We start from the raw sequence: 19371 nt of genomic DNA, 5'->3' as shown, positions 1-19371 counted from the left end.
CCCCCTCTGATGGGCGCGAAGATTACCCGATCTCCGCCCATATAGCTACCGGGTTAAGGTAAAAGCCGGCAACTATCGAAACCATTGAACAAACCATTTTGTCACCCGTTATTTCTTTTACCATACTTTGAAAACTGACCCACTAAAAGCGCGAATGCCACCGGTCGCAAAATTCCCGGCGCGGCGGTTACGCTCATCAGAGGCAACATTATGAATACGGTTTGTGCATCCTGCCTGGCCACCAATCGCCTGCCGGACGACAGGATCAATGATGCCGCCAAATGCGGCCGCTGCGGTGAACCGCTGCTGGACGGTTCGGTTATTCACGCTACCGGCGCGACGCTTGACAAGCTGCTGCAAGACGATTTGCCTATTGTCATCGATTTTTGGGCCCCGTGGTGCGGCCCCTGCGTAGGTTTCGCGCCGGTGTTCGATGCCGTCGCCGGCGAACGTCGCGATAAAGTGCGTTTCATCAAGATCAATACCGAAGCCGAACCGGCGCTCAGCAGCCGTTTTGGTATTCGCAGTATTCCGACCATTATGTTGTTCAAGCAGGGGCAGAAAGTGGACTCGCTGCATGGCGCAATGCCGAAAGCGCCATTCGAGGAGTGGCTGGATGAAGGCCTCTCCCTCCAGGACACGACCTCCTAAACCCACGCCGGCCCCGTCGAAGAGTGTCTCTTATCCCCGTGAGAGGCGCTGAAGTCGGCGCCTAATGTCCCGCGGGGCGCCCCGAGTTGGGTAGGCTTTTCCGGGGCCTGCCAAGGAGACGCGTTTAGCGGCTGTCGGGACGCCTCGGGTAAAGTGGGTCAGCGTCAGTCAAACGACCTTCTTCAGGGACGGTCCCGATGGGGTAAGCAAAGCCTCCGCGCCGTGGGCTAATCAACTTATGCCGCAAGCAAGCCGCCTTGAGCGAATAGGCTGATGCGCCCAGAAAACCCAGGCCGTGAGGCAAAAAGCATTATCCTTCCCTTAAGCGCTCCGGTAAACTCATCCTCTTTTTCCACCGCCGGCCACGCCATGACTTTAAACGCCGTACTGGCCTTGCGCCACTTGCGCTTGCAACACGCCACGCGCCCTTTCCGTGCCCGCGGCTGCCGGGTGCTGCGCTGCGAACGGTGTCTGCTGCCGCGCCGGCGCTGTTTGTGCGACACCATCATGCCGCAGCAGGCCAGCAGCCGATTCTGTCTGGTGATGTTCGACGCTGAACCCCTCAAGCCCAGCAACACCGGGCGGTTAATCGCCGATATTCTGCCGACGACGCAAGCATTCCTCTGGTCGCGTACCGAGCCGGATCCGGCCATGCTGGCGGCGGTGGCCGATCCGCTTCGTCAACCGTATGTCGTGTTTCCCGCCGGCCCTATGTCGGGGGAGCGACGCGTGGTCAATCATGTTGTACCCGACGCCCGGCCGCCGCTGTTTATTTTGCTGGACGGCACCTGGCCCGAGGCGGGGAAAATGTTTCGCAAAAGTCCGTGGCTGGCGGATTTTCCGGTACTGTCGCTGGATCTGCCCAGCGTTTCGCAATATGGCCTGCGCGGCAGCCACGGCGAGGGCCACCATTGTACCGCGGAAGTGGCCGTCGCCTTGCTTACCCTAGCGGGAGACAGGGCCGCCGCTGATGCGCTGATGGCGCATTTTATCCTCTTTCGCAGCCGCTATCTGGCGGGTAAATCCCACGCGCCGCGCCTAGCGCCCTCCTAACGGCCCCTCCGCGGGCGATGGCGTTTGTCGCGTCTTAGTCCACCCAGCGCGCGCTACTGTCCCACCCAGACAACGTGTCCGCGTCGATGCGCCCTCGCGTCGCCGCACGACTCCCTGGGCTGCCGTCACAGCAGGAATGAAATAAAACGCGTACACTTATCCCGTCAACCAGCAAGGGGAAGCAGTAGATGAGTTTACGGGGACTGGAGGCGCTGCTGCGGCCAAAATCGATCGCGGTGGTCGGCGCATCGGACACGCCCGGCCGCGCCGGCAATCTGATGATGCGCAATCTGCTTGATGGCGGTTTCAGCGGGCCGGTGCTGCCAGTAACGCCGAAATATCCGGCGGTCTGCGGCGTGCTCAGCTATCCTTCGGTGGCATCGCTGCCGCTGACGCCGGATCTGGCGGTGGTGTGTACCCACGCCCGGCGTAATACGGCGCTGCTGACCGCGCTCGGCGAACGGGGCTGTAAAACGGCCATCGTGCTGTCGGCGCCGCCGGCGCAATTCGATGAGCTGCGCGCCTGCGCCCAACATTTCGGCATGCGGTTGCTGGGGCCGAACAGTCTGGGGCTGCTGGCCCCCTGGCAGGGACTGAACGCCAGCTTTTCGCCGGTTCCCATTCATCGCGGTAAACTGGCGTTTATCTCGCAGTCGGCGGCGGTTTCCAATACCGTGCTCGACTGGGCGCAGCAGCGCGCCATCGGGTTTTCCTATTTTATCGCCCTCGGCGACAGTATCGACATTGATGTCGACGATATGCTGGATTTCCTGGCACGCGACGGTAAAACTAGCGCGATATTGCTGCATCTGGAACACCTCTCCGACGCCCGACGGTTCCTCTCCGCCGCCCGCGGCGCGGCGCGCAATAAGCCGATTCTGGTCATCAAAAGCGGGCGCACCATCCAGGCGCAGCGGCTGCTCAACTACCCTCCCGGCCTTGATGCCGCCTATGATGCCGCCATTCAGCGGGCCGGGCTGCTGCGGGTGCGCGACACCCACGAGCTGTTTTCGGCGGTGGAAACCTTAAGCCATATGCGGCCCTTGGGCGGCGAACGGCTGATGATTATCAGTAACGGGATTGCGCCGGCGGCGCTGGCGCTGGACGAGCTTTTGCGCCGACACGGCCGGCTGGCGGAGCTGGACGAAACCACCCTGGCGGCGCTGGCGCGCGCGCTCCCCTCGGCGTTAACGCCCGGCAACCCGCTGGATCTTGCCGACGATGCCACCCCGGAACGTTACCGCGCCGCCCTATTGGCGCTCCTGGGCAGTAAGGATTATGACGCGCTGCTGATAATCCATGCCCCGAGCGCCGCCGCGCCCAGTAGCCAGACCGCCACCGACGTTATCGCCACGTTGGCCGGCGCTTCCCGCTCGCGGCCGGTTACCGTATTGACCAACTGGAGCGGCGAGTTTTCTTCACAGCAGGCGCGCCGTCTGTTCACCGAAGCGGGCCTGCCAACCTACCGCACACCCGAGGGGGCCGTGACGGCCTTCATGCATATGGCGGAGTATAGGCGCAATCAGCGCCAGTTGATGGAGACGCCGGCGCTGCCGATCGGGTTGACCATCGACGCCGCCCACGTCCACCAAATGATCCGCCAGGCGCTGGATAAAGGTATCACCCGGCTGGAAACCCATGACGTTAGGCCCCTGGTTGAAGCTTATGGCATCAAGACCTTGCCCACCTGGATCGCCGCCGACAGCGACGACGCGGTCCGGCTTAGTGAAGGGCTGGGCTATCCGGTCGCGCTAAAGCTGCGCTCCGCCGATATCGCACATAAATCCGACGTGCAGGGAGTGATGCTTGCGTTGCGCAATGCGACGGAAGTGGCGCAGGCGGCCAGCGCCATGCTGGAACGGGCGGCGGTCACCTATCCGGACGCGCGCATCGAAGGCCTGGCGGTCCAGAGCATGGCGAGCCGCGCCGGCACGCAGGAGCTGCGCATCAGCGTAGAGCAGGACCCCGTCTTCGGCCCGCTTATCTTATTAGGCGATGGCGAAAGCGACTGGCGCGCCGGCGCGCCGGTGGCGGTAGCGCTGCCGCCGCTTAATATGGCGCTGGCCCATCACCTGGTGCTGCAGGGATTAAAGAAGGGCGCTCTGCGCAATAACCGCCCGCTGTATCCGCTGGATACCGCTGCGCTCAGCCAACTGCTGGTGCAGGTGTCCGATTTGGTGGTGGATTGCCCGGAAATTATCGCGTTGAATATCCATCCGCTGCTGGCCTGCGGCAGCGATATGACGGCGCTGGATGTCAGTTTGCATTTAAGCGAATACCATGGCGACGCCGGCGCGCGGCTGGCTATTCGGCCCTATCCGCGCCAGTTGGAGTCGGTGGTCACGCTCAATAACGGGCAACGTTGTCTGTTCCGGCCGATTTTGCCGGAAGATGAACCGCTGCTGAAAGCTTTCATCGGCCAAGTGACCCGCGAAGATCTTTATTACCGCTACTTCAGCGAAATTAGCGAATTTACCCATGAAGATTTGGCCTATATGACACAAATCGACTACGATCGGGAAATGGCGTTTGTAGCGGTCACGCAGCAACAAGAGCGTGAAGTCATCATCGGCGTCACCCGCGTCATTGCGGATCCCGATAATACCGATGCGGAATTCGCGGTGCTGGTGCGTTCCGATTTGAAAAAACTGGGTCTCGGGCGCATGCTGCTGGAGAAGATGATTGATTACGCCCGCGCCCATGGTCTACAGCGGCTGACCGCCATTACCATGCCCAACAACCGCGGCATGATAACGCTGGCGCGCAAATTAGGCTTCACGGTGGATATTCAATTGCAGGACGGTATCGTCGCGCTATCGCTGGCGCTGGAACCGTCTACAGAGAGCATTGCACCGATAGCGGGCAAGGATTCGCCGGGCGAATTGAAACATGCCCACAAGCAACAGAAGTAGTGGTATTATGGCCGATTCAACGCAAATACCTGTTTGCACAGGGTCATTCCAACCTTCGATGATAAGAGAAGAAGCGCACTGTGATGTTGTCAACTTTTAAACGCAGCAAACACCAACAACACCTTGCACAACTGCCAAAAATCCCCCAGACGGTTGCAGATGTTAAAACGCTTTTCAGTCCTGAAGATTTCTATCAAGCGCTCATACGGGCCATCGCCGGCGCCCGACAGCGAATTTATCTGGTCGCGCTGTATTTGGAGCAGGACCAAGGCGGCCAACGGATCCTTGAGGCCCTATATCAGGCCAAACGCACCGACCCTACGCTTGAAATAGCGATTCTCGTTGATTGGCACCGGGCGCAGCGCGGCCGCATCGGCGCCGCCGCCGCCAACACCAACGCCGACTGGTACTGCCGGATGGCGCAAGCCCATTCCGGCGTGGACGTGCCGGTCTATGGCGTGCCGGTCAATACCCGCGAAGCGTTGGGCGTGTTGCATTTGAAGGGTTTTATCATCGACGACGAGGTCATTTACAGCGGCGCCAGCCTGAACGATGTCTATCTGCATCAGCAGGATAAATACCGCTACGATCGCTACCAGATTATCCGCAATCAGCCGCTGGCGGACACGCTGCTCAACTATATCAAACAACATTTGCTCACGGCGCCGGCGGTGAACCGGCTGGACAACGCCGCCCGGCCGAAAAGCCTGGAAATAAAAAACGATACCCGCCTGTTTCGTCAGACCCTGCGGGAGGCCGGCTATCGTTATCAGGGTGAGGCCGGCCCCAATGAATTGGCCATTACCCCGCTGGTAGGATTGGGCAAACAAAGCCCGCTGAACAAAACAATCCATCATTTATTGTGCTCGACCCGCGATACCTTGACGTTGTGCACCCCTTATTTCAATTTACCCGCGCTGCTGGTGCGCGATCTCATCGGGCTGCTGCGCCTGGGCAGGCAGGTGGAGATCATTGTCGGCGATAAAACCGCCAACGATTTCTATATCCCGGAAGATCAGCCGTTTAAAATCATCGGCGCCCTGCCTTACCTGTATGAAATCAACCTGCGCCGCTTTCTTAGCCGTTTGCAGCGTTATGTAGACAATGGTCAACTGGTGGTGCGTCTGTGGAAAGACGACGACAACAGCTATCACTTAAAAGGCGTTTGGGTGGACCAAGAGTGGCAATTGCTGACCGGTAACAACCTGAACCCGCGGGCCTGGCGGCTCGATCTGGAGAATGCGCTGCTGATCCACGATCCCGCGCAGGCGCTGCGCCCGCAGCGCGAGCGTGAACTCGCGCTGATCCGTACCCACACCCGGGCGGTACGGCACTTCACCGAGCTGCAAAGCATCGCCGACTATCCGGTTAAAGTGCGTAAGCTTATCCGTCGTTTACGCCGTATCCGCATCGACCGTTTAATCAGCCGGATACTCTGAACAGGCATGCGTTTTCTCCCCTGGCGCGTTTACAGGTTGGTCACGCCGTCGGAAGCCAGAAGGCACCCAAGGGTGCCGACCTATCGCCGTTTATGCTTACCGCTCTTGTGGCTGCTGCCGCTCCTCTGGTGTGCCGGCTGCAGCCATCTGGCCCAGGACAGTTGGACCGGCCGCGACAAAGCCCAACACTTCGTTGGTTCCGCACTGCTGGCGGTGGCCGGCAGCGCGATCGCCGAACATCAATCGGCCTCGCCGGTGCGCAGTCGTAATATTGGTTTTGGCCTCGCCATTACCTTCGGCGCGCTGAAAGAAGCCTGGGACAGCCGACCGAACGGCACAGGCTGGAGCTGGAAGGACTTTACCTGGGACGTGGCGGGCGCCGCCGCCGGCTACAGCCTGTATGCGCTGAGCAACTGACCCCGTTACCTTGCAGCCGCCGCGCCAAAAACACATTGTCAGCGGCGCCTGCCGCTGCGTTGTTATCGGGCGGGCGGTCGATAGTCGTAGCCCATCCCCGTCGGCGAGTATCCCGGCGACGACGCCGGCTAAACGCCGCGCAGCGCTGGGACCCTACCGTGATTTAGTCCTCGTTGCCCGCTCTCGCGTCGTTACCCGTTTCCATTGCAGAGACAAAACGCGCCGTAATCTGCTGCGGACGGGTAATCGCGCCGCCCACGACCACCGCATGACACCCGAGTTGCATGCAACGCGCCGCCATTGCCGGCGTCAAAACATTACCTTCGGCGATAACCGGCCGGCTGACCGCCGCCAGTACCTCGCGCAGAAAAACGAAATCGTGCTCGGCCAGCGTGCGTCCGCGGCTCGCGTCGGTGTAACCATAAAGCGTCGTGCCGATGACGTCGAAACCCAGATGCTCGGCCTCTCGCGCCTGCGCTACGCTTGCAATATCGGCCATCAACAGCAGTTGCGGATAATGCCGGCGGCAATAGGCCACCTGCTGCGCCAGCGAGCTGCCGCCGGGACGCGGCCTATCGGTGGCGTCCATGGCAATCATAGGCGGCTGGGCCGCCATAAGCTCATCAATTTCACGCACCGTAGCGGTAATAAACACCTCGCTGTCGGGATAATCTCGTTTGATGATAGCGATAACCGGCAGCGCGACCTGCCGCCGCACCGCCGCCACATCCGCCAGACCGTTGGCGCGGATCGCCGCAGCCCCCCCTTGTTGTGCCGCCAGCGCCATACGTGCCATGATCTGGGCACCGTGCAGCGGTTCTTGCTCCAGCGCCTGGCACGACACCACCAGTTTGCCTTTAATTGTCGTCAGCATGGATTCAGTCATGACGCAGTCGCTTCCTCTATTTCATTTTTAATTACCGTCACATGGGGGCCATAGATAACCTGCACCCCGTTGCCACGTTTAATCACCCCGCGGGCGCCGCTTTGCGTAAGCAAGGCGTCGTCCACCCGTTGCGGGGACCGTACCGTGACCCGCAAACGGGTCGCGCAGCAATCCAGCTCCTCAATATTCTCCCGCCCGCCCAACGCTTGGATAATCGTCTCCGCCCGCTGGCTGCCGACCGTCGCCTCGCTTACGGCGCTCATCTCTTCCCGACCGGGCGTTTTGAAATCGAAACGACGAATCAGATAACGGAATGAGAAGTAATAAAGCAGAAACCAGGGCACCCCTACTACCGGCACCCACAGCCAATGGGTTTTGGCCTCGCCCTGCAATACGCCGAACAAAATGAAGTCGATAAAGCCGCCGGAGAAGGTTTGGCCAATGGTAATTTGCAGAATATGGGCCAGCATAAACGCCAAACCATCGAACACGGCATGCAGCACATACAGCGCCGGCGCAATAAACAGGAATGAAAACTCGATAGGCTCGGTGATACCGGTCAAGAAAGAAGTGAGCGCCGCCGACAGCAGCAGTCCTCCCACCCGCTTACGGTTTTCCGGTCGCGCCGCATGGTACATCGCTAAACAGGCGCCAAGCAGCCCAAACATCATGGTAATAAAACGCCCGGACATAAAGCGCGCCGTGCCGATATAATAATGCTGGGTATTGGGATCCGCTAATTGCGCGAAGAAAATGCGCTGAGTTCCTTCATAAAGCTGGCCGTTTATTACCTCGCTGCCGCCAAGCGCTGTGGTCCAGAACGGTAAATAGAAAATATGATGTAAGCCAAACGGGCCCAGCATCCGCAGTACAAAACCATAGATAAAAGTTCCCAGATAGCCGGTAGCGTCCACCAGACCGCCGAGACTGAAAATTATTTTCTGAAACCAGGGCCACACGACAACCATCACCGCGCCAACAATAATCGCGGCGAATGAACAAACGATCGGCACAAAGCGCGAGCCGCCAAAAAAGCCGAGAAATTGCGGCAGCGCAATCTTGTTGTAACGGTTATGCAGCCAATAAGACACCAGACCGATGACTACCCCGCCGAATACGCCCGTCTCCAGCGTCTGGATCCCCAGCGCCATCCCCTGACCGTGAGCGCCGGGATTACTGACCGCCAGCTTGCCGCTTATCTGCAGTAGGGCATTAATCGTGGCATTCATCACCAAGTAGGCCAGCAGCGCCGCCATGCCTGCCGTCCCCTTATCCGTCTTCGCCAGCCCCACCGCCACCCCAACGGCAAAGAGCACCGCCAAGTTAGCAAAGACGATGGTGCCGGCACCCGCCAGCACGGTAAACAGATCCTGAAGCCAGGGAATATTCAAAAAGGGGTAGGCGGCAACCGTATTCACATTGGATAATGCGCCGCCAATACCCAGCAACAAACCCGCCGCCGGCAGAACGGCAATGGGCAACATAAAGGATTTGCCAAATCTCTGGGCTTTTTCAAACCATTTACCGCTGACTGCAGAAGGTGGCCGAGCCATAATAATTATCCCCAGTAAAATGTTTATTGATGAAAATTTTCATCATGTGCAGTATATCGATCGATAAACATTTTCGTAAAGGGGCTATTACGCCTAATATAGTCTCTCCGGCAGCATTCGGGATCCTCTGCTAACCGGTTCGGCCTACAACAAGGAGTCTGCTGTGAATCAACATTCGGCGCCGGTGAATCTGCTGCTTTACCTGCGGCATAGCCTGGAAAGTTTCAGCCCGACGCTGCAAAAGCTCGGCGTGTTCGTACTCGAGCATACCCAACGGGTGCTCTATCTCACCATTACCGAGCTGGCAGAGCAAAGCGGAACCAGCGAGGCGAGCGTGACGCGTCTATGCCGCATGTTGGGCTGTAAGGGGTTTGCCGAATTTAAAATGGCGCTGGCCCTGGAAGCAAGTCAGCAAGATGAGCCGGCGTCGGCGGCAACAGATGACGTGCAGGGATTAATCGTTGAGGCCGCTAACGCGTTACAGGATACCGGTAAGCTGGTTAACCGCCAGGCGCTGGCGGACGGCGCCGTTATGCTGCACACTCTGCGTTCGCTGCAGATTTATGGCGTGGCGGCCAGTGCGATTATCGGTAATTATCTGCAGTATAAGTTGCTGCGGCTGGGCAAGTCCGCCCATGCCTTTGATGACATGCACAGCGCGGCAATGAACGCCGTCAGCCTGGGCGCGGAAGACGCGGTCATTGCCATCTCCAGTTCAGGATCTACCCGCGATGTTTTATCGGCGGTAGCGCTCGCCCGTGAGCACCGGGCAAAAGTGATCGTGCTGAGCAATACGCTGCACAGTCCGCTATGTGAATTGGCCGACGTGTTGCTGGTCGCCGCCAAACCGGAAGGCCCGCTCAACGCCGGCGCGCTGCAATCAAAAATCGGCGCCATGTTGCTGGTGGAATTATTGATCCAGGAGCTGTTAAAACTGGATGACCGCTACGCCCTCGCCAGCCAGCGCAGCGCTAGCGCCACGCTGCCGCTACTGCTGTAAACGCCGCTTCTCGTTGCGCCCGTTAACGCCCGTTAACGCCCGCGTTCGGCGCGGGCTATGGCATGAGCGGCAGCGTTAAGACCGGCCATCCCGGTCTTGACCGTGACAATCGCGTGCCTCGGAGGCAAGAAAAAAGCCCCCGGCTTGCGCCGAGGGCTCGGTGATAGCGCCTGCCGTCCCGGCCTTGACCGTGACAACCGTGTGCCTCTAGGCAAGAAAAAAGCCCCCGGCTTGCGCCGAGGGCTCGTTGTTAGCCCCTGCCGTCCCGGCCTTAACCGTGACAACCGCGTGCCTCTAGGCAAGAAAAAAGCCCCCGGCTTGCGCCGAGGGCTCGTTGATAGCGCCTGCCGTCCCGGCCGTGACCGTGACAACCGCGTGCTTCTAGGCAAGAAAAAAGCCCTCTGCGTCAGCAGAGGGCTTCTTGATTGGATGCCTGGCAGTTCCCTACTCTCGCATGGGGAGACCCCACACTACCATCGGCGCTACGGCGTTTCACTTCTGAGTTCGGCATGGGGTCAGGTGGGACCACCGCGCTAGTGCCGCCAGGCAAATTCGTTCTCCGCACCGCTTTCGCCGTGCAGAAGGCTCTTGCTGCCCGACCCTCACTCACGTGACCGTCGGGCGTTATCCGGAACATCGCTGATAGTGTCTTGTCTCTTGCGCACGCTGCACGCCCTGCCGCCGCACCGGGGTCGGTGTGGCTTATGCCTTTCACGGCCATATCTGGCCTGCGGTTGGCGCGGGTGTCGGCGGTGTCATCCGCCTGCGCTTTGGGCGTCAACGTTCGCTTTCGCTCTCGTCTCACGCTCGCTCTCAAACAGCTCAGGTGTTGTAAGGTTAAGTCTCACGGGTCATTAGTATCGGTTAGCTCAACGCCTCGCAGCGCTTACACACCCGACCTATCAACGTCATCGTCTTTAACGTCCCTTCAGGAGGCTCTAGGCCTCAGGGAAGACTCATCTCGAGGCAAGTTTCCCGCTTAGATGCTTTCAGCGGTTATCTCTTCCGCACGTAGCTACCGGGCAATGCCATTGGCATGACAACCCGAACACCAGTGGTGCGTCCACTCCGGTCCTCTCGTACTAGGAGCAGCCCCTCTCAATCTTCCAGCGCCCACGGCAGATAGGGACCGAACTGTCTCACGACGTTCTAAACCCAGCTCGCGTACCACTTTAAATGGCGAACAGCCATACCCTTGGGACCTACTTCAGCCCCAGGATGTGATGAGCCGACATCGAGGTGCCAAACACCGCCGTCGATATGAACTCTTGGGCGGTATCAGCCTGTTATCCCCGGAGTACTTTATCCGTTGAGCGATGGCCCTTCCATTCAGAACCACCGGATCACTAAGACCTGCTTTCGCACCTGCTCGAGCCGTCACTCTCGCAGTCAAGCTAGCTTATGCCTTTGCACTAACCTCACGATGTCCGACCGTGATTAGCTAACCTTCGTGCTCCTCCGTTACACTTTGGGAGGAGACCGCCCCAGTCAAACTACCCACCAGACACTGTCCTCGGCCCGGATAACGGGCCTGAGTGAGAACATCAAACATTAAAGGGTGGTATTTCAAGGTTGGCTCCATGCAGACTGGCGTCCACACTTCAAAGCCTCCCACCTATCCTACACATCAAGGCTCAATGCAGTGTCAAGCTATAGTAAAGGTTCACGGGGTCTTTCCGTCTTGCCGCGGGTACACCGCATCTTCACGGCGAGTTCAATTTCACTGAGTCTCGGGTGGAGACAGCCTGGCCATCATTACGCCATTCGTGCAGGTCGGAACTTACCCGACAAGGAATTTCGTACCTTAGGACCGTTATAGTTACGGCCGCCGTTTACCGGGGCTTCGATCAAGAGCTTCTCGCAAGCGATAACCCCATCAATTAACCTTCCGGCACCGGGCAGGCGTCACACCGTATACGTCCACTTTCGTGTTTGCACAGTGCTGTGTTTTTAATAAACAGTTGCAGCCAGCTGGTATCTGCGACTGGCTTCAGCTCGGGGCGCAAGGCCCTCCACCTACATGCCAGCGTGCCTTCTCCCGAAGTTACGGCACCATTTTGCCTAGTTCCTTCACCCGAGTTCTCTCAAGCGCCTGGGTATTCTCTACCTGACCACCTGTGTCGGTTTGGGGTACGATTCGATGTGACCTGGAGCTTAGAGGCTTTTCCTGGAAGCGTAGCATCAATTCCTTCACCACCGTAGTGGCTCGTCATCACGCCTCAGTGTTGAGAATGAGCGGATTTGCCTGCTCATTCCACCTTCACGCTTGAACCGGGACAACCGTCGCCCGGCGAACCTAGCTTTCTCCGTCCCCCTTCGCAGTCACACCCAGTACAGGAATATTAACCTGTTTCCCATCGACTACGCCTTTCGGCCTCGCCTTAGGGGTCGACTCACCCTGCTCCGATTAACGTTGAACAGGAACCCTTGGTCTTCCGGCGAGCGGGCTTTTCACCCGCTTTATCGTTACTTATGTCAGCATTCGCACTTCTGATACCTCCAGCAGCCCTCACAGGCCACCTTCGCAGGCTTACAGAACGCTCCCCTACCCAACAACACTTACGTGTCGCTGCCGCAGCTTCGGTGCATGGTTTAGCCCCGTTACATCTTCCGCGCAGGCCGACTCGACCAGTGAGCTATTACGCTTTCTTTAAATGATGGCTGCTTCTAAGCCAACATCCTGGCTGTCTGGGCCTTCCCACATCGTTTCCCACTTAACCATGACTTTGGGACCTTAGCTGGCGGTCTGGGTTGTTTCCCTCTTCACGACGGACGTTAGCACCCGCCGTGTGTCTCCCGTGATTACATTCTACGGTATTCGCAGTTTGCATCGGGTTGGTAATCCGGGATGGACCCCTAGCCGAAACAGTGCTCTACCCCCGTAGATGACGTCACGAGGCGCTACCTAAATAGCTTTCGGGGAGAACCAGCTATCTCCCGGTTTGATTGGCCTTTCACCCCCAGCCACAAGTCATCCGCTAATTTTTCAACATTAGTCGGTTCGGTCCTCCAGTTAGTGTTACCCAACCTTCAACCTGCCCATGGCTAGATCACCGGGTTTCGGGTCTATACCCTGCAACTAGACGCCCAGTTAAGACTCGGTTTCCCTGCGGCTCCCCTATGCGGTTAACCTTGCTACAGAATATAAGTCGCTGACCCATTATACAAAAGGTACGCAGTCACACCCCGAAGGATGCTCCCACTGCTTGTACGTACACGGTTTCAGGTTCTATTTCACTCCCCTCGCCGGGGTTCTTTTCGCCTTTCCCTCACGGTACTGGTTCACTATCGGTCAGTCAGGAGTATTTAGCCTTGGAGGATGGTCCCCCCATCTTCAGACAGGATATCACGTGTCCCGCCCTACTCATCGAGCTCACAACAAGCACACCTTCGGATACGGGGCTATCACCCTCTGTCGCCGGACTTTCCAGACCGTTCTCCTGATGCGCAAGCTGATGATGGCTCTGGGCTGTTCCCCGTTCGCTCGCCGCTACTGGGGGAATCTCGGTTGATTTCTTTTCCTCAGGGTACTGAGATGTTTCAGTTCCCCTGGTTCGCTTCGTTAAGCTATGGATTCACTTAACGATGATGCAACGAGTTGCACCGGGTTTCCCCATTCGGACATCGCCGGCTGATAACGCTTCATATCAGCTCACCGGCGCTTTTCGCAGATTAGCACGTCCTTCATCGCCTCTGACTGCCTAGGCATCCACCGTGTACGCTTAGTCACTTAACCTCACAACCCTGAGCTGTCTCAGGTTTGCTTACTTCGTTTGAGAGACTCGCATACTGAGTTTGCACTTCAGCATGTGTTTCAAATTTTCAGCTTGTTCCGGATTGTTAAAGAGCGGTATTTCGCAGCGCGCTCGATAAACGCGCTCTGAAATAAAAAGCAAAGTGGCGTCCCCTAGGGGGTTCGAACCCCTGTTACCGCCGTGAAAGGGCAGTGTCCTAGGCCACTAGACGAAGGGGACTCGTAAAACGCGGGCAACGCACCGCGATACCTGGGCGGAAAAGGCACCGCTTTCAGTAAGGCAAGCGGGCAACCCTGACCGCAAAAGCGGTGGTAACTTCGCTCAGCCGCCAATGACGTTTACCTTGCTCGCCGGGCGAACAGGAAAAAGCCGCCGACGGGCTGCTTTGCTCGTGACAGTTATCAGACAATCTGTGTGGACACGTCACTTGAACGTATCGTCTGGTAAGGAGTGATCCAACCGCAGGTTCCCCTACGGTTACCTTGTTACGACTTCACCCCAGTCATGAATCACAAAGTGGTAAGCGCCCTCCCGAAGGTTAAGCTACCTACTTCTTTTGCAACCCACTCCCATGGTGTGACGGGCGGTGTGTACAAGGCCCGGGAACGTATTCACCGTGGCATTCTGATCCACGATTACTAGCGATTCCGACTTCATGGAGTCGAGTTGCAGACTCCAATCCGGACTACGACGCACTTTATGAGGTCCGCTGACTCTCGCGAGATCGCTTCTCTTTGAATGCGCCATTGTAGCACGTGTGTAGCCCTACTCGTAAGGGCCATGATGACTTGACGTCATCCCCACCTTCCTCCGGTTTATCACCGGCAGTCTCCTTTGAGTTCCCGACCGAATCGCTGGCAACAAAGGATAAGGGTTGCGCTCGTTGCGGGACTTAACCCAACATTTCACAACACGAGCTGACGACAGCCATGCAGCACCTGTCTCAGAGCTCCCGAAGGCACCAAGGCATCTCTGCCAAGTTCTCTGGATGTCAAGAGTAGGTAAGGTTCTTCGCGTTGCATCGAATTAAACCACATGCTCCACCGCTTGTGCGGGCCCCCGTCAATTCATTTGAGTTTTAACCTTGCGGCCGTACTCCCCAGGCGGTCGATTTAACGCGTTAGCTCCGAAAGCCACGGCTCAAGGCCACAACCTTCAAATCGACATCGTTTACAGCGTGGACTACCAGGGTATCTAATCCTGTTTGCTCCCCACGCTTTCGTACCTGAGCGTCAGTCTTCGTCCAGGGGGCCGCCTTCGCCACCGGTATTCCTCCAGATCTCTACGCATTTCACCGCTACACCTGGAATTCTACCCCCCTCTACGAGACTCTAGCCTGCCAGTTTCAAATGCAGTTCCCAGGTTGAGCCCGGGGATTTCACATCTGACTTAACAGACCGCCTGCGTACGCTTTACGCCCAGTAATTCCGATTAACGCTCGCACCCTCCGTATTACCGCGGCTGCTGGCACGGAGTTAGCCGGTGCTCTTCTGCGGGTAACGTCAATCGATGGCGCTATTTACGCCATCGCCTTCCTCCCCGCTGAAAGTGCTTTACAACCCGAAGGCCTTCTTCACACACGCGGCATGGCTGCATCAGGGTTTCCCCCATTGTGCAATATTCCCCACTGCTGCCTCCCGTAGGAGTCTGGACCGTGTCTCAGTTCCATGTGGCTGGTCATCCTCTCAGACCAGCTAGGGATCGTCGCCTAGGTGAGCCATTACCCCACCTACTAGCTAATCCCATCTGGGTTCATCCGATGGTGTGAGGCCGAGGTCCCCCACTTTGGTCTTGCGACGTTATGCGGTATTAGCTACCGTTTCCAGTAGTTATCCCCCTCCATCGGGCAGATCCCCAGACATTACTCACCCGTCCGCCGCTCGCCGGCAAAGAAGCAAGCTTCTTTCCGCTGCCGCTCGACTTGCATGTGTTAGGCCTGCCGCCAGCGTTCAATCTGAGCCATGATCAAACTCTTCAATTAAAAGCTTGATGCTCAAAGAATTAAAACTGGTATTCTATGAATATTCGTTGTTCACTCTTCAAGACTTGATATTTCGTGTATCGATATCGTCTTGTGAGTGCCCACACAGATTGTCTGATAAATTGTTAAAGAGCGCTGCGCTGCCGGAATCCGGCTGGCGCGAGGTGGCGTATATTACGCCTTCCTCATTCAGTGTCAAGCCGTTTCGCCTGTTTCTGAACCCTCCCGTTCACTGTGATGATATTCACATGACCGGTCGATGGAGGCGCATTATAGGGAGCCGGTTTGAAATGGCAAGGGAATATCCTTACTTTTTTTCCAACCGGTCACAAATCATTCGTTACGCGCCGGATTGACGCTGTTTAATCGCGGCCGGCAGCGCGGCCAGGCTATCGATGACCCAATCCGCCGCCGCGCTGGACTGCTCCGTTACCGCTTTGCCGCTGCGCACCAGTACCCGAGTGCCAACGCCGGCCGCCTTGCCCGCCAGCATATCGTCCAGTTTGTCCCCCACCATATAAGAAGAAGCCATATCGATATGCAGGTGGCGCTGCGCGTCCAGCAGCATCCCGGGTTTCGGCTTGCGGCAATCACACTCTTGGCGTAACGCCTCCACCGCCGCCTGGGGATGGTGAGGGCAAAAATAGATACCGTCCAGATCAACGTCACGATCCGCCAGTGACCAGTCCATCCATTCCGTCAGGCGCATAAACTGCTCTTCGCTGAAAAGACCTCGAGCCAGCCCGGATTGATTCGTGACCACCACCAGGGCGAAGCCCATTTTTTTCAATTCCTGCATGGCTTCGATCACACCATCGATAAATTGAAAATCGTCAATCTCATGGACGTAACCGTTATCGGCGTTAATCGTACCGTCACGGTCTAAAAAAATTGCGGAAACAGACTGTGCCACTGCAAGGCTCCTGATTACGGGTAAGCCTCAAGTATCGCATGTTTTGACATGGGAAGAGAAACCCATAAAATGGAACGTAACGCAGTTGACTTAGACGTCTAGACGCCTTAACATCCACGCACTTCAATGCCGGTCGGCTTTGATTTGTTACCTTTACGTTCGCTATGCGGCCTACATATAAAAATAAGCATGATCACACTTTCTCACATCACCAAGCATTTCACGCTGGGCACGCGGACGATTACCGCGCTATCAGATGTTAGCCTTCACGTGCCCGCCGGGCAAATTTACGGCGTCATCGGGGCGTCCGGCGCGGGGAAAAGCACGTTGATACGCTGCGTCAATCTGCTGGAACGGCCTACATCCGGTTCGGTGGTGGTCAACGGTACCGATCTGACGAATCTGCCCGAGCGGAAGTTGATCGATGCCCGTCGTCAGATAGGCATGATCTTCCAGCATTTTAATTTACTCTCCTCGCGCACGGTGGCCGGCAATGTCGCGCTGCCGCTGGAATTGGATAAGCGGCCTAAAAGCGCTATCACCCAGCGGGTCGCCGAGTTGCTGGCGCTGGTTGGGCTGGAGGATAAAGCGGATAGCTATCCGGCGAATCTTTCGGGCGGGCAGAAACAGCGTGTCGCCATCGCCCGCGCGCTGGCCAGCAATCCTAAAGTGCTGCTGTGCGATGAAGCCACCAGCGCGCTGGATCCCGCCACGACCCAGTCAATCTTAGCGTTGTTGAAAGATATCAATCAGCGCCTGGGTCTGACCATACTGTTGATTACCCATGAAATGGATGTTGTGAAACGCATTTGCGATCAGGTTGCGGTCATCAGCCAAGGGGAACTCATTGAGCAGGATTCAGTAAGCGAAATGTTTTCCCATCCGAAAACGCCGCTGGCCCAGGCTTTCATCCGTTCAACGCTGCATTTGGATATTCCGCAGGATTATCAGCAGCGCATGCATAACGAACGTGCGCCCGGCCGCATTCCCATATTACAGTTGGAATTTACCGGTCAGTCGGTGGATGCGCCGCTGTTGTCGGAAACCGCGCGCCGTTTCAACGTCAACAATAACATTATCAGCGCCCAGATGGATTACGCCGGCGGCGTTAAATTCGGCATCATGTTGACGGAAATGGACGGGGAGGAAGCGGACGCTGCCGCCGCTATCGCTTATTTGCAGCAGCATCAGGTCAATGTAGAGGTACTGGGTTATGTCTGATGGAATGATCGCCCTATTGGCCCGTGGGGTTTGGGAAACCCTGACGATGACATTCGTCTCGGGATTTTTCGGTTTTGTCATCGGTCTGCCCATCGGTGTATTGCTATACGTTAGCCGTCCCGGTCAGATTGTCGACAATGCCAAAATGTACCGAATGGCATCGGCGTTAGTAAACATATTCCGTTCCGTTCCTTTTATTATTCTGCTGGTTTGGATGATTCCGTTTACCCGTATCATCGTCGGGACTTCCATCGGCCTTAAGGCCGCCATCGTGCCGCTAACGATAGGCGCTGCCCCTTTTATTGCCCGAATGGTCGAAAACGCCCTGTTGGAAATTCCCTCTGGCCTGGTAGAAGCCTCTCGCGCCATGGGCGCCACACCGCTACAGATTATCCGCAAGGTGCTGCTACCGGAAGCGCTGCCGGGTCTCATAAACGCCGCGACCATTACGCTCATTACCCTGGTGGGGTATTCCGCCATGGGCGGTGCCGTGGGCGCCGGCGGCCTGGGACAAATCGGCATTCAATACGGCTATATCGGTTACAACGCCACCGTGATGAATACCGTATTAGTATTGTTGGTGGTTCTGGTCTATTTAATACAACTTGGCGGTGATCGGCTCGTCAGAGCGGTTACCCATAAATAACGCGACCGTCCCTGCGTCGACATTATGGCGTAAGGACACTACATCTCACTGTGAGGAAAGGGATATGTCTTTCAATATTAAAACTCTGGCAAAGGTGGCGGCACTGGTTAGCGCGGTGGCGCTGGCCGGCTGCGGACAGGATGAAAAAGATCCGAATCACATCAAAGTAGGCGTGATCAATGGCGCGGAACAGCAGGTAGCGGAAACGGCGCAAAAAGTGGCCAAAGAGAAATACGGCCTGGACGTGGAGCTGGTGACCTTTAATGATTACGTGTTGCCGAACGAAGCGCTCAGCAAGGGCGATATCGATGTTAACGCGTTCCAGCACAAACCGTATCTGGATCAGCAAATAAAAGATCGCGGCTATAAGCTCGCGGCCGTAGGGAATACCTTTGTGTATCCCATCGCCGGCTATTCCAAGCAAATCAAATCGCTGGACGAGCTGAAGCCCGGCGCACAAATCGCGCTACCCAACGATCCGACCAACCTGGGCCGTTCGCTGCTGCTGTTGCAAAAAATTGGGCTGATCGGTTTGAAACCGGGCGTGGGGCTGATGCCGACCGTTCTGGATGTGACCGATAATCCGAAGAACCTGAAGCTGGTGGAACTTGAAGCCCCGCAGTTGCCGCGATCGCTTGACGATCAGCAGATCGCCCTGGCGGTTATCAATACCACTTACGCCAGCCAGATTGGCCTGACGCCGACCAAAGACGGTCTGTTTGTCGAGGATAAGGACTCGCCTTATGTCAACCTGATCGTGGCGCGCGAAGACAATAAAAACGCTGAAAACGTCAAGAAATTCGTTCAGGCCTATCAGTCCGATGAAGTGAACGATGCCGCCAACAAAATCTTTAACGGTGGCGCAGTCAAAGGCTGGTAATTGTTAATAACAGTTTTTCGCGGTGTTTTAATCAGACGGGTCACGGCCCGTCTTGTTATTTCTG

12 protein-coding genes, 1 tRNA gene and 3 rRNA genes are annotated in these 19371 nt (G+C 57.0%); 9 read left to right on the top strand and 7 right to left on the bottom strand.

Annotated features, from left to right (window positions below; all coding sequences use genetic code 11):
* The first annotated feature begins 210 nt into the window (after window positions 1-210).
* The 5 genes from trxC to SANT_RS04685 all read left to right on the top strand — a co-directional run bounded on the left by trxC (window position 211) and on the right by SANT_RS04685 (window position 6472).
* On the top strand, window positions 211-651 hold the full coding sequence (trxC, locus tag SANT_RS04705; RefSeq protein ID WP_025421144.1) for a thioredoxin TrxC: 441 nt from the start codon (window positions 211-213) through the stop codon (window positions 649-651).
* A gap of 369 nt (window positions 652-1020) precedes the next feature.
* Window positions 1021-1704, top strand: coding sequence for a tRNA-uridine aminocarboxypropyltransferase (locus tag SANT_RS04700; protein ID WP_025421143.1), 684 nt, complete (start codon window positions 1021-1023; stop codon window positions 1702-1704).
* Between the two features lie 188 nt (window positions 1705-1892).
* Entirely contained in the window at window positions 1893-4616 is a 2724-nt protein-coding gene (locus tag SANT_RS04695; protein ID WP_025421142.1) for a bifunctional acetate--CoA ligase family protein/GNAT family N-acetyltransferase, read from the top strand.
* An 83-nt stretch (window positions 4617-4699) separates the two neighbouring features.
* Window positions 4700-6055, top strand: a complete 1356-nt coding sequence (gene pssA, locus SANT_RS04690; RefSeq protein WP_025421141.1) for a CDP-diacylglycerol--serine O-phosphatidyltransferase — start codon at window positions 4700-4702, stop codon at window positions 6053-6055.
* Between the two features lie 72 nt (window positions 6056-6127).
* Window positions 6128-6472 carry a YfiM family lipoprotein gene (locus SANT_RS04685; protein ID WP_025421140.1) on the top strand — a complete coding sequence of 115 codons (345 nt, stop codon included), beginning with the start codon at window positions 6128-6130 and terminating at the stop codon, window positions 6470-6472.
* Between the two features lie 163 nt (window positions 6473-6635).
* Here the strand turns inward: SANT_RS04685 and SANT_RS04680 are convergent, their stop codons facing one another.
* Both SANT_RS04680 and SANT_RS04675 read right to left on the bottom strand, forming a co-directional pair.
* Complete coding sequence (locus SANT_RS04680) at window positions 6636-7358, bottom strand: N-acetylmannosamine-6-phosphate 2-epimerase (protein ID WP_025421139.1); 723 nt, start codon at window positions 7356-7358, stop codon at window positions 6636-6638.
* Window positions 7355-8911, bottom strand: coding sequence for a PTS transporter subunit EIIC (locus SANT_RS04675; RefSeq protein WP_025421138.1), 1557 nt, complete (start codon window positions 8909-8911; stop codon window positions 7355-7357). The genes SANT_RS04680 and SANT_RS04675 overlap by 4 nt, the downstream gene beginning before the upstream one ends.
* 163 nt (window positions 8912-9074) lie before the next feature.
* Here SANT_RS04675 and SANT_RS04670 point away from each other — a divergent pair, with 163 nt between their 5' ends.
* Window positions 9075-9911 (top strand): MurR/RpiR family transcriptional regulator, encoded by an 837-nt coding sequence (locus SANT_RS04670; protein ID WP_025421137.1) that lies wholly within the window; start codon window positions 9075-9077, stop codon window positions 9909-9911.
* 431 nt (window positions 9912-10342) lie between these two features.
* On the opposite strand, the gene rrf is transcribed toward SANT_RS04670, so the two are convergent.
* From rrf to gmhB, 5 genes are all read right to left on the bottom strand, one after another.
* Window positions 10343-10458: ribosomal RNA gene (gene rrf, locus SANT_RS04665) — 5S ribosomal RNA — on the bottom strand.
* A 286-nt stretch (window positions 10459-10744) separates the two neighbouring features.
* Window positions 10745-13647, bottom strand: a 23S ribosomal RNA gene (locus SANT_RS04660).
* 162 nt (window positions 13648-13809) lie between these two features.
* A tRNA-Glu gene (locus SANT_RS04655) sits at window positions 13810-13885 on the bottom strand.
* A 224-nt stretch (window positions 13886-14109) separates the two neighbouring features.
* Window positions 14110-15647, bottom strand: a 16S ribosomal RNA gene (locus SANT_RS04650).
* Together the 16S, 23S and 5S rRNA genes with 1 tRNA gene alongside form the textbook arrangement of a ribosomal RNA operon.
* 340 nt (window positions 15648-15987) lie before the next feature.
* Window positions 15988-16560 (bottom strand): D-glycero-beta-D-manno-heptose 1,7-bisphosphate 7-phosphatase, encoded by a 573-nt coding sequence (gmhB, locus tag SANT_RS04645; RefSeq protein ID WP_025421136.1) that lies wholly within the window; start codon window positions 16558-16560, stop codon window positions 15988-15990.
* A 189-nt stretch (window positions 16561-16749) separates the two neighbouring features.
* Here gmhB and metN point away from each other — a divergent pair, with 189 nt between their 5' ends.
* The 3 genes from metN (at window position 16750) to SANT_RS04630 (ending at window position 19307) form a co-directional block, all read left to right on the top strand.
* Entirely contained in the window at window positions 16750-17781 is a 1032-nt protein-coding gene (gene metN / locus SANT_RS04640; RefSeq protein ID WP_025421135.1) for a methionine ABC transporter ATP-binding protein MetN, read from the top strand.
* A complete protein-coding gene (locus tag SANT_RS04635; protein WP_025421134.1) occupies window positions 17774-18427 on the top strand; it encodes a methionine ABC transporter permease MetI in 654 nt (217 codons plus the stop codon). Before metN ends, SANT_RS04635 begins: the two co-directional genes overlap by 8 nt.
* Window positions 18428-18491: 64 nt before the next feature.
* Complete coding sequence (locus SANT_RS04630) at window positions 18492-19307, top strand: MetQ/NlpA family lipoprotein (protein ID WP_025421133.1); 816 nt, start codon at window positions 18492-18494, stop codon at window positions 19305-19307.
* The last annotated feature ends 64 nt before the right edge of the window (window positions 19308-19371 follow it).

The organism is Sodalis praecaptivus (assembly GCF_000517425.1).
In the GTDB taxonomy this organism is placed as follows: domain Bacteria; phylum Pseudomonadota; class Gammaproteobacteria; order Enterobacterales; family Enterobacteriaceae; genus Sodalis_A; species Sodalis_A praecaptivus.
Note: the sequence above shows the minus strand (reverse complement) of the source record. Positions and strands in the feature narration are given on the sequence as shown.

Coding starts and splice junctions, on each gene's coding strand:
- trxC (WP_025421144.1), top strand. CDS start 211: ATGAATACGGTTTGTGCATCCTGCCTGGCCACCAATCGCCTGCCGGAC.
- SANT_RS04700 (WP_025421143.1), top strand. CDS start 1,021: ATGACTTTAAACGCCGTACTGGCCTTGCGCCACTTGCGCTTGCAACAC.
- SANT_RS04695 (WP_025421142.1), top strand. CDS start 1,893: ATGAGTTTACGGGGACTGGAGGCGCTGCTGCGGCCAAAATCGATCGCG.
- pssA (WP_025421141.1), top strand. CDS start 4,700: ATGTTGTCAACTTTTAAACGCAGCAAACACCAACAACACCTTGCACAA.
- SANT_RS04680 (WP_025421139.1), bottom strand. CDS start 7,358: ATGACTGAATCCATGCTGACGACAATTAAAGGCAAACTGGTGGTGTCG.
- SANT_RS04675 (WP_025421138.1), bottom strand. CDS start 8,911: ATGGCTCGGCCACCTTCTGCAGTCAGCGGTAAATGGTTTGAAAAAGCC.
- metN (WP_025421135.1), top strand. CDS start 16,750: ATGATCACACTTTCTCACATCACCAAGCATTTCACGCTGGGCACGCGG.
- SANT_RS04635 (WP_025421134.1), top strand. CDS start 17,774: ATGTCTGATGGAATGATCGCCCTATTGGCCCGTGGGGTTTGGGAAACC.
- SANT_RS04630 (WP_025421133.1), top strand. CDS start 18,492: ATGTCTTTCAATATTAAAACTCTGGCAAAGGTGGCGGCACTGGTTAGC.